The 17,823-nt window shown below is 31.9% G+C and carries 16 protein-coding genes; 2 read left to right on the top strand and 14 right to left on the bottom strand.

All coding sequences use genetic code 11. The features are described 5' to 3' along the window. Nucleotides 1-454 precede the first annotated feature (454 nt). From KA858_RS03065 to KA858_RS03035, 7 genes are all read right to left on the bottom strand, one after another. Nucleotides 455-1,522: a P-loop NTPase gene (locus tag KA858_RS03065; protein WP_053028515.1), complete on the bottom strand. Its 1,068-nt coding sequence runs from the start codon at nt 1,520-1,522 to the stop codon at nt 455-457. Nucleotides 1,523-1,668: 146 nt separating this feature from the next. Continuing rightward, on the bottom strand, nt 1,669-3,120 hold the full coding sequence (locus KA858_RS03060; protein WP_210134984.1) for an MDR family MFS transporter: 1,452 nt from the start codon (nt 3,118-3,120) through the stop codon (nt 1,669-1,671). 72 nt (nt 3,121-3,192) lie between these two features. Further along, entirely contained in the window at nt 3,193-3,663 is a 471-nt protein-coding gene (locus tag KA858_RS03055) for a SepA family multidrug efflux transporter (RefSeq protein WP_053028517.1), read from the bottom strand. 125 nt (nt 3,664-3,788) lie between these two features. Continuing rightward, nucleotides 3,789-5,117, bottom strand: coding sequence for a multidrug efflux MFS transporter SdrM (gene sdrM, locus KA858_RS03050; RefSeq protein ID WP_210134983.1), 1,329 nt, complete (start codon nt 5,115-5,117; stop codon nt 3,789-3,791). 142 nt (nt 5,118-5,259) lie between these two features. Then, on the bottom strand, nt 5,260-5,943 hold the full coding sequence (trhA, locus tag KA858_RS03045) for a PAQR family membrane homeostasis protein TrhA (RefSeq protein ID WP_210134982.1): 684 nt from the start codon (nt 5,941-5,943) through the stop codon (nt 5,260-5,262). A gap of 16 nt (nt 5,944-5,959) precedes the next feature. Beyond that, on the bottom strand, nt 5,960-7,147 hold the full coding sequence (locus KA858_RS03040) for a UTP--glucose-1-phosphate uridylyltransferase (RefSeq protein ID WP_210134981.1): 1,188 nt from the start codon (nt 7,145-7,147) through the stop codon (nt 5,960-5,962). A gap of 55 nt (nt 7,148-7,202) precedes the next feature. Continuing rightward, the gene (locus tag KA858_RS03035; protein WP_210134980.1) at nt 7,203-7,721 is read right to left on the bottom strand and encodes a metal-dependent hydrolase; all 519 of its coding nucleotides are present in this window, start codon (nt 7,719-7,721) and stop codon (nt 7,203-7,205) included. A 174-nt stretch (nt 7,722-7,895) separates the two neighbouring features. Between KA858_RS03035 and KA858_RS03030 the strand changes: the two genes are divergently transcribed. Together KA858_RS03030 and KA858_RS03025 are read left to right on the top strand one after the other, a co-directional pair. Beyond that, entirely contained in the window at nt 7,896-8,156 is a 261-nt protein-coding gene (locus tag KA858_RS03030) for a SunI/YnzG family protein (RefSeq protein ID WP_053028522.1), read from the top strand. A 161-nt stretch (nt 8,157-8,317) separates the two neighbouring features. Further along, entirely contained in the window at nt 8,318-8,632 is a 315-nt protein-coding gene (locus tag KA858_RS03025) for a heme oxygenase (RefSeq protein WP_210134979.1), read from the top strand. Between the two features lie 75 nt (nt 8,633-8,707). Here KA858_RS03025 and KA858_RS03020 read toward each other — a convergent pair whose 3' ends face one another. The 7 genes from KA858_RS03020 to KA858_RS02990 all read right to left on the bottom strand — a co-directional run bounded on the left by KA858_RS03020 (nt 8,708) and on the right by KA858_RS02990 (nt 17,723). Then, nucleotides 8,708-10,081 carry a YjiH family protein gene (locus KA858_RS03020; RefSeq protein WP_245342020.1) on the bottom strand — a complete coding sequence of 458 codons (1,374 nt, stop codon included), beginning with the start codon at nt 10,079-10,081 and terminating at the stop codon, nt 8,708-8,710. A gap of 213 nt (nt 10,082-10,294) precedes the next feature. Next, on the bottom strand, nt 10,295-11,260 hold the full coding sequence (locus KA858_RS03015; RefSeq protein WP_107628918.1) for a FecCD family ABC transporter permease: 966 nt from the start codon (nt 11,258-11,260) through the stop codon (nt 10,295-10,297). Then, complete coding sequence (locus KA858_RS03010; protein WP_210134978.1) at nt 11,257-12,288, bottom strand: FecCD family ABC transporter permease; 1,032 nt, start codon at nt 12,286-12,288, stop codon at nt 11,257-11,259. Before KA858_RS03010 ends, KA858_RS03015 begins: the two co-directional genes overlap by 4 nt. 12 nt (nt 12,289-12,300) lie before the next feature. Further along, nucleotides 12,301-13,299, bottom strand: a complete 999-nt coding sequence (locus KA858_RS03005; protein WP_210134977.1) for an ABC transporter substrate-binding protein — start codon at nt 13,297-13,299, stop codon at nt 12,301-12,303. A 428-nt stretch (nt 13,300-13,727) separates the two neighbouring features. Then, nucleotides 13,728-14,789, bottom strand: a complete 1,062-nt coding sequence (locus KA858_RS03000) for an alanine/ornithine racemase family PLP-dependent enzyme (protein WP_210134976.1) — start codon at nt 14,787-14,789, stop codon at nt 13,728-13,730. A 3-nt stretch (nt 14,790-14,792) separates the two neighbouring features. Beyond that, nucleotides 14,793-16,550 (bottom strand): IucA/IucC family protein, encoded by a 1,758-nt coding sequence (locus tag KA858_RS02995; protein ID WP_210134975.1) that lies wholly within the window; start codon nt 16,548-16,550, stop codon nt 14,793-14,795. Between the two features lie 3 nt (nt 16,551-16,553). Then, a complete protein-coding gene (locus tag KA858_RS02990) occupies nt 16,554-17,723 on the bottom strand; it encodes an MFS transporter (protein WP_210134974.1) in 1,170 nt (389 codons plus the stop codon). Nucleotides 17,724-17,823: the final 100 nt, after the last annotated feature.

Below are 17,823 nucleotides of genomic sequence, written 5' to 3'. Positions count from 1 at the left end.
AAAATTTATGATGTTTGATTAGCTCATAATACTAAATAGTGTTTGTAACATTTAAGTTACTATTTTGGAATTAACGTTGACATATTGTCATTCAGTTTTCAATGTTCATTTTTAAACTAACTTCTTAATTGTATAACATTCTTTTTAGAAAGTCAACAACTTTTGTTGATTACTTTTATTATTTTAAGTCATCTTTTTTTGTTTTGCAATGGTAAGTTTTACACCATTTTAACAAACTTTGTAAGGAATTAACATTCCGTTTTCGACGACTTTTATATAATATCAAGTTTGAATAGTTAAGTCAACACTTTTTTTGAACTAATTTTTGTCTTTGTTATATTCAAGTTTCATTGTTGCTCACAAGAAATTATTCTATCAGATTCAAAATATTTTGCAATAGAAAAACGCATGAAAATCTGAATTTCCATGCGCTAATTTTACACTAAATAGGATTTTATTTTTTAATTGTAGATGCTATCACTTTTTGAGCAATAGACGTATAAATTTTTCCTAATCGATCATCAGCTTGATAAATAGATGGTGAGAAATCTTTAGGATTCCATGTAGGTTGTTCTAATGGTAATTCACCTAGTAGCTGCGTATTTAATTCATCTGCTAATTTACGTCCGCCACCTTTACCAAAGACATATTCTTTATTACCAGTTTCTTTACTTTCGAAATAGCTCATATTTTCAATGACACCTAAGATAGAGTGTTCAGTATGTTTAGCCATCGCTCCTGCTCTTGCAGCTACAAATGCTGCTGTCGGATGAGGCGTAGTTACAATGATTTCTTTACTACTTGGTAACATTGAATGAACATCTAAAGCTACATCACCTGTACCTGGTGGCAAGTCTAATAGTAAATAGTCAAGTTCTCCCCATTTCACTTCTACAAAGAAATTAGTTAACATTTTGCCTAGCATCGGTCCGCGCCATATAACCGGCGCATTCTCTTCTACGAAAAATGCCATTGATATCACTTTTACACCATGGCGTTCAACGGGAATTATTTCTTTACCTTGGACTCCCGGTTTCTCGTCAATACCCATCATATCAGGTACACTAAATCCATAGATATCAGCGTCTACTAAACCAACACGTTTGCCTTCTCGTGCTAAAGCAACTGCTAGGTTTACTGCAACTGTCGATTTACCTACGCCACCTTTACCTGAAGCAATCGCTATAAATTCTACTGGATTATCTTTAGATAATAATCCCTCTATAGTTTTTGGTTGTTCTTCTTTTTTACCTGTATATTGTTCTACCGTTTCGGCAGGTAACTCTTCAAATCGTATCCCAACAGTGTTAGCCCCATTTTCTTTTAGCGCTTTTACTATTGCCATTTGTAAATCTAATTGTGGTTGTCCACCTAGTTGCGCCATTGCCACTTTAACACTAACGTGTTCTATTTCTTCTTTTGTAGTTACTTCGATGATGCCATCTGTTTCTTTAAGTGGTACATTTATTATCGGATCTTTTAATGCTCCGACTATTTCTTTCACTTGATCTACCGTTAACAATGTAAATCCCCCTTAGCATTCTTTATATCTATATAATAACAAATATTAATATGTATTGACTTTCTAAATTAGTATATATTTTTTAGATATATAAAAAAAGAAGTTAGCTCAATATATGAAGACTAACTTCTATCATTATCTAATCGTTATATATCACGCGTATTCGTTGTTTTTTTAATGTAGTGTCTTTCTTCTTTAATAAATAGAGAGAAGATGAAACCAACAATCACTAATCCAGTTACTATTGCAAATGATAAATCAACACCTGCTGCAACACTTTGTCTTTGTGCGATTTCATGATTGGCACTTATAGATGAACTTTGACTTAGTAATTTAGCCCCAATACTCATAATAGTTACCATTAAGGCCGTTCCAAGTGAGCCAGCCATAACACGGCCAAAGTTCATGATGGCAGTACCATGCGAAATGTCTTCATTTTTAAGTGCGTTAATACCTGCTGTATTAATTGGCATCATCAATAGTGAAACAGCAAACATTCTTATTGCATACACGATAACTAACATGGTATAAGATGAATCATATTTTAAGAAACTCAACAAGGCAGTAGTTATAATGAGCACGATAAATCCAATTAGGATTAAAAGTCTAGGTCCATATTTATCGTAAATTTTTCCAGTGTAAACAGACATTATACCGTTTAAAATAGCCCCTGGCATTATGACCAATCCAGACATGAAGGCACTAAGACCAAGACCGTTTTGAACGAACAATGGAATCAAAAGTGCCGGACCTACCATTGACATCATGACAATCATTGAAGTAATAGTACTGAAAGTGAAAATTTTACTTTTGAAAACTCGGAGATTTAACAACGGATTAGTTATATATAATTGTCTTCTTACAAACGCAACAACAATTAACATTCCAATTGTAAATGAAAAGATAACAATTGGATGAGTGAATCCAAGATTGCCTGCACTACTAAATGCATAAAGCATCAATCCAAATCCTAACGTTGAATAAATAACTGATCGTTTATCTAATGCTGTTTTTTTAGTTTCATTGTAACTAGATAATGTAATAGCACCAAAGATATAACCTATAAGTGCAATGCCTACAACGATAATGAATGGGACTCTCCAACTCGTATTATCTATAATTAAGCCTGAAAAAGTAGGACCTATCGCTGGTGCAAATTGGATAACTAAGCCAGCTAAGCCCATTGCAAAACCACGCTTTTCTTTAGAAAATAAAGTAAATAACGTAAACTGCATGAGCGGCATAATAATTCCAGCACCGATTGCTTGTATCACTCTGGCAAACATTAAAACACCAAAGTTAGGTGCAATAGCAGCAACAATAGATCCAATAAGGAAGATTCCCATAGAAACTAAGTATAATGGCTTAGTTTTAATTCTATCCATTAAGTATGCAGTCAACGGAATCATTGTCCCATTAACTAACATAAAACCAGTTACCAACCATTGGGCAGTATTTTCAGATGTATTTAGTTCCCTCATAATATGCGGTAAAGCAGTATTTAATAAAGTTTGATTTAAAATAGCTATAAATGCACTTAATAACATTACTGCAACAATGAGGTTCCGTTTTTTTGTGGATACTTCTATATTCGCCATATAAAAACTCCTTTTAATTCAAAGACATTGTTATATTCAACCAAACTTTAGTACGCCAAGCAAACTAAATGCTTACTCTTTCTTGTTATTAAGATTCTCACTATCTGGATAAAATATAATTTTAAATATATATAATAGCCCTATGATGACTGCGATGACCCAAAAGTCAATTTTTATATAAACGTAGTGTATATGAATTATAAAATAGAAGAGTATCGTTGTTACGACATAAGAAATCAAATGAAACATACTACCACTAAAATATGGATTGTTAGGCAATTGCTTTCTAAAGTAGTCCATTAAATGTTCAATGGCAAATAAAATGAAGTAACCAAAAACGATATAACTTCCATAATAAACTAAATTATCTACTAAATTTTTATTATAGGTAAAGTCTCCTAAGTTAAAAAAAATTAGGATTCGACTTAAACCAAATAAACCAAATCCTAAAAACATTAAAAAAATAGCACCTGAAATAATAAAGATAGTGAGGACAAATAAAGTAGATAAAATATTTTTATAATTATTTTTAAAAAACTTCATCTTTTGCCCTCCTTTGTTTCACACGGCTATTTTATCATTTATAAAACGTATTATAAAATTTAAAGCGCGATATTAAAAGAACTTAATAATACATCACATTTAGTTTATGTTAAAACTTTAATATGCTATGCCTTGGATTTATAAAGCGTTGACCACATGATGATGAGTAAGATACTCACTAATGCAGCTGCAAGTAAAATATTATAAAAATGACCATTTATAAACCCTATTGACATAGCGTACAAATACCCCATTACAGTTGAACCTATTGATGACCCTAAATTTTTGGTTAATGCATAAAAGGACATCATTTTCTTCATATGTCTCGGATTTGTTTCTTCTTGAACGATGACACTATCTTTAGTGTAAACAAAACCAAAGCTTAGTCCAGCGAGTATTACAGTTGCTGCAATTAATAATGGCATTTTCAAACCAAACATTAGTATGATACTACTGATTAATAATAAAGTGAATGCAGTGATGTATAATGCCTTACGCGTTAAATTAGCTTCAACTTTCGCTAAATTAAAATTTAAAACTAGCCAAGCTACTGACAATGGGAATATAACCAATCCACTTTGAAGTGGAGAGAGATGTAGATGATCTTGTAAGTAAATCGGTATATATAAATTGTATCCCATTAAAGTCATCGCTATTAAGAGGTCCGTAACAAATACTAATGAGACTGAACGATTGAACTCTGAAATAGGTATGAATGGATTTTTGATTGTGCTTTCAAATTTGAATAAAATAAATATGAATATAAATGCTAACACTAAAGCAATCACATTTAATACTATTGATGACTTATATAATAAACCAAACATAAATAAAGCTATGAACACATAAAATAATGTAAGTCCTCTGACATCAAAGCTAGATGCTTTAACTTCCGCTTCCTCAGGAAAATGAAACGTAACAAATGCTAAAATAATTGCAATAACCGCTATCGGGATATTTATGAAAAATAGCCAATGCCATGTTGCAAACTCTAAAATAGCTCCACCTAGCAATGGTCCGATAATGCTAGATATCCCCCATACACTTCCAACTATACCCATAATTTTGTATCTAAATGGTATTTCAAAAGCTAATTTAGGAACAATTTGAGTTAACGACATCATAACCCCCGCTCCTAATCCTTGGACGATTCTTGAGATGATGAGCATAACAAATGTGCTACTCATTCCTGACATTAAACTACCTATACCAAATAATAATAAACCTACCATTGCAATATAAAGAATTTTAAAACGTGTTAATAATTCACCAACAATCGGATTAGCTACTACCAGCGCAATAAAATAAACTGTAAATACTAATGATATTGATGCTCCAGCATTTAAATCTGTTCTTATTGTAGGCATAGCTAATGAAATAATTGAACTTTCAATTGCAGCCATAAACATAGTTAAAACTAATGTAACAACAATACCTATAGATTTTAAGTTCATGAACAATTTTCCTCCTTTTTTATCTTTTTAGATTCTTTAATAGAATAATCGTTAGATTTATTCAGACGCAATATAATAATCACTTTAAAATAAAAATAAGACTGATGACCGATAAAATCATCAACCTTATTTTTTAGTTTCTCTATATAAAATAAAGTATTGCAATAAAGTGGAACATTGAAGCGATAACGATAAATATATGCCAAATCATATGGAAATAAGGACGATTTTTTTGCGCATAAAACCAAGCCCCTATCGTATATGATAAACCGCCTAACACTATAAATAGAATGAACATCCATGACGTACGCATAATAATAATAGGAAGAAAAATAATACCAACCCATCCCATCACAAGATATACAATTAAACTTAACTTTGGATTCACATTTTCAGAGATAGATTTATATAATATTCCCCAGACTGTGGTACCCCATAATAATATAAACACTAACCAACCTATCCATCCGCCTACAACAGTTAATAGAACGGGCGTATACGTCCCAGAAATTGCAACATAAATCATACTATGATCTATGATTCTCAATATGTATTTATGTGCAGTATTGTTCTTCATTGAATGATATATTGTAGATGAGATAAACATCATAAAAATGCTAATTACAAATATTGAAACACTGATTGAGCTCAACGTTCCATGGGCTATATAACTGTGTACTGCCGCATAAGGAAGTAAAAAAAGTATAATCAACGCAGCAACACCATGTGATACTGCATTACCTATTTCTTCACCAAAAGATAGCGGGATGATGTCTTTAAAAGATTCAACAACAGCACTTTTTGTTTTCTTAGATGAGTTAGACATCTAACACCACCACCCTTTAAATTAAATTCATACGTTCTAAATCTGATGTAGCAGTTTCAACACTATCTTTACCTTCTTTATTTTTAAGTGGAGAGAATTCATCTTCTCTATTAACTTGTAACGTGTTAAAACTAGTTGCATATCTAAAAATATCAAAATAGAACAGTTCAAATTTTAAAGTTGGTTTTTCAACAACACCAAAATCTTCATCTAATTGTTTTAGATTTTTCACTGCTAAATGATATGGTAAGTCATTATTTACTACTTGTTTAATAAATCCAACTTTAAAGGCATGAATACCAATATTTGCATTATTAAACGTATTTGCTACTTCTTCATCTAATTCAGAGTATTCAAGTACTGTATCTTTACTATTTTGATTTACTAAACGTCCAACACTTTCACCATCTTTAGGTTGAATTGATTTAGATGTTACATCACAATCATGTACTACTGTATATCCTGCAAACAGTGGATTTAAAACTTTAACTAATACATTGTCAATATTATTTAAGAAAATATATTTCACACCATCAGTTGCCATTTTATCTAAAAAGCCATTCTTATCTAATGATTTAAATACACCGCCATTACCATTTGGCGTCTCCATAATATAACCTTGTTCATTCAGAATAAGACGTCCTTCTTCACTTAACGCAACCATATTATCTTGTTTGAAGAAATGTATATTATCAGGATTATAGCCAAAATAATCGTGTTGTTCAAAATACGTTAACGTTTCTTCATGATTAATATCACTAGTCATGATATACCAATTAATTAAATGACCCGTTTCTTTTTTAAGTTTAAGTAATTGTTGTGCTTGTAGTTCAAATAAACTAATACCTTTTATTTCAAAAGAACCTTTAGGTCCTTTATAACCTAATCGAGTACCTTGGCCACCAGCCATCAAAAGTACTGCAAATTCACCGTTTCTTATTGCTTCTAATCCTTTATGTTCATATTTAGCTACTTCTTGATCCGTCAAGTCTGACTTGCGCTGATATTTCACTTCTGAAACTGTTGATACGTCTGAAATCGATTGACGATTTATATATAAATCTTTAAATAATTGCTGAATACTTTCTAAATCTAAATCATTCACTTTAGCTTCTAATTTTTCTTTTTCATTACTACTCATTAGCTTTTCATATTCACTCAAATGCTCTTGATTATATTTCTTTAATTGATTTTGATCTAACATTTTAACTCTCCTTGTGATGAATTCAATATGTATTCATACCCATAATAATTTAGTATTACCCTAAAATGGACTGGCTTATATATTGTAATAAATCATTAATAAACGTTTGGAATAATATGTATAATGCGCCAATACTTAATGCAGTAGCCAGTGATACATCAACTAAGCCGCCTGTTTTAAAGGTGAATGGGAACTTAATAGTTAGAGGAATCGGATAAAGTAACTTTACTCCTCTTGGCGTTAACATATCTAGTATAACATGAGACGCCATACCACCGATAATGGAAAACAAATAGTATATAGGAGTTTGAATTAAATTAAGGAGGAATCCAATGATACCAATAAATAATAATGAGTGAGTGAATGTCCTGTGACCAAATAAAAGCCTAATGATTATGCTTAGCAACTTTAATTTCCTACCAATCTTACTTCCAGTATGACAAATATCTGGAAGCAAACTTGAAACCACTGCTAAACATAATACAGTAACAGTAGAGAACAAATCAGTTTGAAAGTGTTCGGTTGTTAATGCACCCACTAGCAAACCAGCAGATACGTGAGTTTTGCCTGTCATATACCTTCTCCTTTATAGAGAACATTCTAACACAAAATGCGCTAAAATACGAACATATTTTCGGTTTAAGTAAATAGTGTATCACAAAATAAAAAAGTATAGCATTAATACTTGAAAACGATTACATGCTGATATATGATATAGACATAAATAACATAAAGGATGTGTTCTTTAATGGCAATGACTGTAAAGAAAGATAATAATGAAGTTAGAATTCAATGGAGAGTAGCAGATATTAAAATCCCTACTAGTGACATTAAAAATATCTCACAAGACCAAGAAATTCATGCCGTTCCAGATTTAGACTCTAAAAATATTTCACGTATTGGTTCTACTTTTGGTAAAACGAATAGAGTGATTATTGATACAGATGATCATGAATACATTATTTATACGCACAATGACCAAAAAGTTTATAATGAATTAACTAAGTAATTATATAATACAATTTCTTTCGCAAAGTTATATGTAACATTTCACTGTCAACGCATTAAATGTAGTTGGCAGTTTTTATATACCTAGACATTTAATAATTAATTACTTTTTATTTTGCGAGTTATTAATTACACTATGCTTAAGAATAAGGAGGTTAAAAAATGTTTGTAGTAACGAATAGAATTACTGTAAAAAAAGGGTTCGCTGAAAAAATGTCACCAAGATTTACTAAAGGTGGAAAAATTGAAGCATTACATGGTTTCCATAAAATTGAAGTTTGGAAAGTTGAACGAGACAGTGACAGTGAAGATATGTATGTCAATACGTGGTGGGAAACTGAAAAAGATTTCGAAGCATGGACTAAAAGTGATGCATTTAAAGAAGCACATCAAAATAGAGGTAAAACATCAGCCGAAACATCTCCAGTTATAAATAGTGAAATTGTCAAAGCTAATGTATTAGCTACCTTAAATTAAAAAGAAGGCAATGAAGTTACGTTGGATGAATAGGATCAATATTTCCAACATAAATCTTCATTGCCTAAATTGTTGTTATAACAATAAGTGGGCCATCAATGCAATAATCGGTAAAGTGATAGCAGTTCTGATTAAGAAAATCATAAATAGTTTACCTAAGCTAACTGGTATTTTAGAACCAAGTATTACACCACCAACTTCTGATAAATATATTAATTGAGAAATACTTAATGCACCTATGACAAATCTCGTAATTTCACTATGTGCATCAGCGATGAGTATTGAAGGTAAGAACATATCCGCAAAACCAATTAATAAAGTTTCAGAAGCTTTAGCTGCCTCTGGTATTTGCAATAATTCAAGAATCGGAATAAATGGTTGTCCAATAATTGAGAATACCGGTGTATAGTTAGCAATCATCGTTGCAAGTGTTCCTATACTCATAACAACTGGAAGGATAACAAACCACATATCTATGACAGTTTTTAAACCTGATTTCCAAAATTCTTTAAATCCTGGTGCCTTCAAACCAACAATCGTCGCCTCTTCAAAACCATAGCCTATCGCCGTTTTACCTTCAGGTAATTTTTCTAATCTAGTATTTTCAGAAACTTCTTTCGTAAATTCATCGGGTATTTGGTTCAATGGCCAAATACGAGGCATAATCATAGCTGCTACAAAACACGAAACGATTACTGTTAAGTAAAAAGCAAAAAACTTATGTTGCAGTCCAACCGTTTCTGCGATAACAATTGCAAAAGTGATAGAAACTACACTAAATGTAGTCGAAATCACTATTGATTCCCTTCTAGAGTAAATACCTCTTTCATATTGTCGACTTGTAATAAGCACACCTACAGTTCCATCGCCTATAAATGAAGCAAGATTATCTACTGTCGAACGTCCAGGTAATGTAAATAAAGGTCTCATAATTGGTCTAAATAAAGGCCCTAAAAATTCCAACAATCCATATTCCATTAAGAACGGTAGAAATAGTGCAGCGAATAAAAATACTGCAACTAACGTTGGTAATAGGTCGTTAAACACTAATCCACCTGTATCTTCTGAATAAATCACTTTTGACCCTAACTTAAAATAAGTCATCCAGACAAAGACAACTGCCAATAATCTTAATGTCAACCAAACTGGACCGACTTTAAATGCACTATCTAGTAATCCACCAGGCTTAACCTTACTTCTAAATAGAGTGGAGTATAAAAGTGTTAATATTGCAGACAATGTAATAATAGTAATGATGATGATAGGCATTACATCTCCTAGTAGACCTTTTAACCAATTCGCTAAAAAAGCTACAGGTAATGTCGTTTGTTTTTCACCATCTTGCGTAACCGGAATAGGAATTAAGAAAAGTATAATTCCAATAATAGACATTGTTATAAACTTCGCTCTACCTTTAGCAATTTGTTGCTTCGTATATCCTTCCACCATTTATAACCTCTTTCTCTCTCATAATTGATGTTTTTATATTCATTAATTATGTATTTATATTACTAACAGACTTATAATTATATATAAATATAAGAATATATGCATTTTTATGAATAATATGTTTAATACTATATCTTATTTTTAATAGAGATGCAATATGAAAAGAGCTAAATCTCCACCTTTAATTAGAGGAAAATCAGCTCTTTAACTTCATTATATTCTTCTTAATAAAAATAAGAAATAAGGAACACCAATGATGGCAATGATAACACCAACAGGTATATCTAATGGTGGGTGAATACCTCTAGCCAATCCATCACTGAATAAAATTAAAATCGCACCTATCAAACCAGACATGATTACTACATGAAAATATCGCTGTCCTACAATTGATCGAGCAATATGGGGTGCAATTAAACCTAGGAAGCTAATTCCACCAACAACTGAGATAGAAGCACCCGCTAACATTACTGACAAAATAAGTAAAATCATCTTAAGTCTTTGTACCCTTGCACCAAGTGCTGTAGCAATATGTTCGCCTAAATTTAAAATATCTAATTGATAACTCAAACCTAATACGAATGGTAAAGTAATAATAAACCAAGGTAGGATTGAATAAAAATTATCAATTGTATGACCGTATAAACTACCTGTTAACCAAACTAAAGCATTATTAGCATCCATAGGATTTCTAATAAGTAAAAATTGAACCACAGCTGTACATATCGCACCGATAGCTAAACCTATCAAAGCCAATGTTGATCCTTTAATATTATATTTAGAAATCAAAAATGACAAAATTAAACTGATTAATAATGCACCTATAAACGAACCAATTGGTAATACTAATAGTGGTGCAGAAGGAAATAACATAATTACAATAATTGCTGCTAAACTTGCACCTTTAGTTATTCCGATTACATCCGGAGATGCAAGTGGATTTCTAACTACACCTTGAATCACTGCTCCAGAAATAGCCAGACTACTTCCTACAACTAACCCCAATAACGTTCTTGGAATACGATATTCATTAAGTATAAAATCATCCAAACTTAAAACACTGTGAAATGCTTTTAACGGGCTATACATTGTTGAACCAACACATAAACTTACAAAGACACTTGCAATTAAACAAGTAATTACAATGGCATAACGAATAGATAATTGTCGTTTTGTCATATTCGTTTCACCCCTTTTAAAGTTATTAATAAGAAATAGATTGCTCCAACAAATGATGTAACTATACCAACTGGTGATTCATAAGGGAATGTTATAAGTCGACTTAACATATCTGATAGCAATAATAAATCTGCACCAATTAGAAATGTTAATGGCACCATTAAGAAGTAATCTTTGCTTATATAGCGTTTAACTATATGAGGGACAATTAAGCCAATGAATCCAATGGGCCCTGCTATTGAAACAGACGCGCCTGCTAGTACGATGACTAGTAGGCCAACTATAATTCTGATAAGCTGAGTCTTCTGGCCTAATCCTTTCGCTATATCGTCTCCTAATTCCATTATGGTTAATTGACGGCCTAATAACATCGTTATGATAAGCGCTAATATGAGCCAAGGCATAACTGACAAGACTGCAGTCCATTTCAATCCATTTAATGAACCTACTAACCAGAACATAACGGTAGTATTAGAATCTTCATTTAAAATGATGATGCCTTGCGTTAAACTACTGAAAAACAAATGAATTGCCATTCCTGCAAGGGCCAATTTAATTGGTGTTATTTTTTTCGTAGATCCGGATAATACATAGACAGTTAATCCACCAATAAATGCACCTATAAATGCCAAGTACGTAGCATAATTTCCAAATGCAGGTATTAATATGGTAATTAGTACTATGACAAACGATGCGCCAGAATTAACTCCAAATATTTGAGGCGATGCGAGTGGATTTCTAGTGATTGCCTGCATTAATAGACCTGCTAAAGCCAATGCACCACCAATCAATAAACCGCCAATCATTCTAGGCATTCTTACATTATGAATAAGAAATGTTTGTTTATTATCCGTAGACGTAAAAAAGTATTCGAAAATATGTTTTGCATGAATTTCAGAAGAGCCAATCGCTAAATTAAAATATGCAAAAATAAAAAGAAAGCACCCACTCACAATAAATGTGAGTGTAGTGCGTCTCTTATTTGCTTTATCTATAGCAGATTGACTATCAGTTGATCTAATAGTCATCGCTTAGCCACCTTACTTTTCTTTGTCTTTTTTAGAAATTTCAACAAGTTCTTTAGCCATTTCTTCAGAAGATATCAAACCACGAGCTCTAGCCCAAGTATCTCGGCTAACAATACTTACACGATTATGTTTAACCGCATCTAATGTATCCCAAACTGGATCTTTTTTCATTTCTTGATAAGATGGTTCTTTAGGACTTGCACCATCAGTCATTATAAACATACGTTCTGGATTAACATCTTTTAACGTTTCAGCATTGAGTTGTAAATAAGGTCCTTGTAAATATTTACTTAAACCTTTAGTAACATCTTTATTTAATGCTTCTTTAAAGCCAAGTTGAGTTAGGAATTGACCTACATAAGATTCACTTGGATGCGCTAATAATCCAGACTTAGACGCTACTGCTGGTAACACTTTTTCATTTTTATCAAATTGAATCTCATCTTTGTATTTAGCTAATTTTTCTTTATGTTCTTCTAAACGTTTTTTACCTTCATCTTCTTGATTTAAAGCTTTAGCGACCGTTTTAAACGCTTCTATATTATCGTTATAGTCACCATCAAAGCTTTTTAATTCTATTGTCGGCGCAATTTTACTTAATTCTTTGTAAATACCTTTATGTCGGTTACTATCCGCAATAATTAAATCTGGTTTCAATTTACTGATTTCTTCCAAATTAGGTTGTTTACGAGTACCAACAGATTTGTAATCACCAATTCTATCTTTTAATGGCTTAATAATACGATTTGGTTTATTATCATCAGCAACCCCTACTGGTTTAACATTAAGTGCTGCCAATGCATCTACGAACGAAAATTCCAAAGCTACTACACGCTTAGCATCTTTAGGAACTTCTGTAGTACCTAATTCATGTTTAATTTTAATTGCGTCTTTAGATGACGATTTACTATTTGAATCGTCTGACCCATTATTACTAACATTACCACATGCAGTAACTAATACTAATGCAAATAGTAATGCGACTATCCCTGCAAACTTAAAGCCTTTCATGAATTCCACTCCTTAATATGTATAGGTTTACAATACATAGTTTATTGATAACGATTATCAATGTCAATATCGTTTGGGATATTTTTTAATTTTTTTATAAAAAATTATTGGAATTTTAATTAACAATAAAATATAGGTATATAAGCATAAATTAAAAAGCCATTAATCAGAAATATAATTCTAAATTAAAGGCTAATTAATCTATTGCATAATGTTTCGATATCGGGAGTGGGACAGAATTCTTTTTAAATTCGTCGTCCACTCCCAGCTTGCTTTGCTTGTAGAATTTCTTGATGAAATTCTCTTTGCTGGGGCCCCACCCGCAAGGATGACTAGAACTGTGAAAAGCTTGATTCAAGCGCCTTCTTAGTCCAGTCAGCTACTGCGAATTTGCAAAATTGCTTCGTTATATTATTTATGTCCCATTCTTATTTATGTGTCAGTATTGGAGAATGATTCATTTGATTTTTCAAAGAATGAATATAATGATCCTTTAAATAGTTCTTTGTCATACGATTATGGTACATGACTTGAGAAAGTGCCTCATATTCCAATGAGAATTCAATAACATCACCAATTTTATAGTAATCTTGATTATTTAAGTTAATCATAAGATGGTCACTTGATGCGCCGACAATATTAACATCATTTTTTATCGGTTTAATTTTGTCAATATCTGTATCAACATAGCCTATATCTACTATAGCTTGTAGATAGCATTGGTTATTGTCTGATAATCGTGGCTTAATCTCCAATATTTCCGCTTCTAATGTAATGGCATTTTGAAATAACATCGGAATAGATTGATAAGTTGTCGTATCAACACCTCTAAACAGGGCTTCACCTATCCTTAATTCGTTAATTCTCCCCAAATCGTTATACATTAATTGAGGAATCATACTTGAGTTACCGCCGGATATAACTTTCAGTCTAAATCCTAAATTATTTTCAATAGCATCAACGAATTGATTTATTTTAAATATATCGTCCTCAGTTGGTGCGGATGATTTAAAACACATAAAATTAAAAGCGATACCTACTAACTGAATTTGAGTCATTTTTATAATTTCTTCTATATAGTTTAATACATCGTAGGTAATTACGCCTTCACGTCTATCTTTCCAATCTATCATCAGCATAATTTGATGTTTTTTATTTAAACTTTTAGCGATGTCATTAATTTCTCTAATCGTTTCAATTTCTGTTTGCATACTTATTTTTATTGTTTCGACAAGTTGCGTATAGTGTTTCTTAGATGTTGGTCTTAAAAGTAGATAATTGCATTGATCCTGGAAGTTTTCATTTATATTCTCAAGTCTGGATTCTGCAAAATGTGTAATCCCTGATTGAATTAATGTTTCAATAATGCGACTGTCACCGGCAATGCATTTGATGACTGGAGTTAAATGTATATCATTCTCTTCTAATAATGTTCTCAACGCTTCTGCATTATATTCAATTTTAGATAAGTTTATATTGATTTGAGCCACTTATTACACCTCTTTTCGAATTGGGTTCTCAAGTTGTATATTTAAATATTTTTTCACTCTATTGGTCATGCGCATGCGCAATAAAGCTTTTACAGTAATCGTTGGACCAAACAGCACCTCTCTTAATGCTTGGGCATGTGGCTTATGATCATTAATAGCGACTTCGACTTCTTTTCGGACTATATGAAACAATTCCGCTTCTGTAATATTTTCTTTTTTTGAAAAATGATGTATTAATTCAGCTAACTGATTTTGTATAACCGCATGCTGAAATTTAGCAATGACTTCCTCAATTGTTTGGGCTAATAAACTTTGATTTGTTATTTGTATATTATTCATTTTATGTGTAAGTGTGTTTAAGTCTATTCGAGAGCCACCTAAATCTCGTACAATAAAATTCATTTGAAAATTCGGGCCCAAATTTACTATCGTATTTTGCATATGTGCTTCTAAGGCTATGCCGTAGTCTTGTATTAAATTGAGTAAAGGTGTAATAAGTTGTCGACTATAATTTTCCATAAACGTTATGATGCCACTTTTATTTACTTCACCATTAACCCACTCAATATAACTATCAACTGTGATGTGTTGATCAATTGGATTTGGGTTAACCAATGCACCAGTAACAATTGTCACACCATTATTTGCTATGTAAGGTTTTTCTCTTATGATACATGCCAATTGTCTCGCGTCATCGTCATTTGTTTTAGCACACAATCCATATGGCTCGATGGCAACGTTTAGTTGTGAATACTGGTTTAAGACATTGTGTAGAGACTTGCTCAACTTTGGTCCATCCACTGTTGTTACACTTGAAACGGTTCTGACAGCACTTGTCGCTTGTACATTAACAGGTAGTTTTACGTGATAAGGTTTATTAATTAAAGACATCGTTCTAAATGATAATGTGGCTTTAGAATCGACTTCGAATGGTGTCGTGACTAATAATTTGTGCGCTATCCAATTTGAAAACTTATCATAAATGGTATGGTTGTATTGCCACGGATGTACCAATATGACGTAATAGTCTTCTAATGAAATTTGTATCGATTGTGCATATTTTCTTAGCCTTATTTGATATTCTGGAATAACTTCTCTTAATATAAAGTCTTCAGTAGCATCAATACTTGTCGCCTGAGCACAATCTTTATGTAATAACATTATTTTTAATGGAATGACTTTTTCAAATTCAGGCGAATACATTTTAACTTCATCCATAGTTAATGGCAGTTTGGTTTTAGTAAGTGGATGCGTTGGATGTCCTTCCAATACTAAACTTTCCGAATATAATAAATCATTAATCTCATTGGAATCACTTAAATGCTGTAACCATGCAAAGAAATTTAATGTGGTCGGCATACAAGAGAACTGCATACTTGATTGCACGTTATGTTGCCGTTGATCGAATTGCTTATAAATCTCAACAAAGCTATCCCTACTATGTATAATTTCATTAATAAGTTGTTGTTGTATATCAATATCAAATTGATGTTTTAAAACACTTAATAATTTTTCTACCTCAGTGATTGTTTTATTTTCATTACCACATTGGTATGTAATTGGACCTTCAAAGTCATATCGTGACATCATACTTTTACGATTAAAATGAGTAGATAGTATACACCCATGATATTGTATAGTTAATTGATGATTTTGAGTTGTTATTATGGTTTGTTCAGGCCAAATGCTTTCTTTGATCAATGCATTTAAAATGCGATATTGAATATTGGTGTCCGCATTTTGCCATGCGTTTTGAATCATATGTTACTCCTCCACTTTAATTGGTCTTTGCATCATATATGCTATGAATGCAATTATAAAAGTAAATACTCCCATTACGATGAATGTATTAATAGCACCCATAATTTCTGATAAAGTTGTTAATAGTAAACTTCCTAATGGTATCATTCCTCTGTCCATCATTACGATACTTAATATTTTTCCACGATGCTCAGGTGTTATATCCTCTTGAAAGTAAATTCGATTTGACGTTCTCGCGAATTGACTAAATAAACCTACAAGTGCCATACAAATGAACATGACCATAATCTGATGTATGATGACACCTAATAGTGCTATGCCAAATAGACAAGAACTTAAATAATACATATGAACGGTATTTAACTTTTTCAAAATCATAGGTAGTAAAAGTGTGGCTAGCATACCACCTATGGCACAAAAAGTCATTGATATGCCAAATATTTCTGAACGACCTGGAAATATATCATGTACTAATACTGGGACTAATGTCGTATATGAAAAACCTGTAGCCATTATGATTAATGAAGTAATGAATATTCTTGAAGCTTGCATATTATTCTTAAAGTATTCCCAAACAACATTAAAAGAAAACGCCTTGCCCGCTTTACTTATCTCACTTTCATTCTTAAACGTTAATGGCAAACATAAAAGTGTCGCAATGCAGTAACATGCCGTTTGAGCAAGAAAGGTAGCCGGTGCATGGTAAATAGATAAAATAAGTCCTGCAATCGCTGGACCGATTGAACGACAAATGTTGATGATGAAAGAATGATATGAAACAGCTTGACTCGTATTTAATCGACTAGATAAATCAGGTAATACAGCCTGTCTTATTGGTGTTTCCGTCGCATTAATCATACCTCTAAGTGTCGCATAAATCAGAATGATACTAATTGGAACTTTAGCTAATAGAAACGTACAAGCACATAGTATGCCTGTCACTATAAATGAGGATGAAATAGTTATTTTAAGTAATTTCCCTCTGTCAAACTTGTCTGCAATAGCGCCAGCCCAGACACTTAATAACAAAATCGGTACGAGTCGGCAAAAATTAACCAATCCTAAATAGACTGCGTTATGATAACTAGTAAGCACATACCAATTCAAGCCAATTTGTCCTATCCAATTCCCTAGAAATAATAAAAAGGAACTAGAGAAGAAAAATTTCGCCACAGTATTCCACCTACTTATTTATAATAATATTTATAATTGATAATGAATATCATTATCGATATTATGGATTATACAAATGTTTTAGATTTTTGTAAAATGA

It is taken from the genome of Staphylococcus sp. GDX8P80P (assembly GCF_017893095.1).
GTDB classification, from domain to species: Bacteria; Bacillota; Bacilli; order Staphylococcales; family Staphylococcaceae; genus Staphylococcus; species Staphylococcus borealis.
The sequence above is the reverse complement of the archived record's forward strand: the minus strand, read 5'-3'. Positions and strand labels throughout refer to the sequence as shown.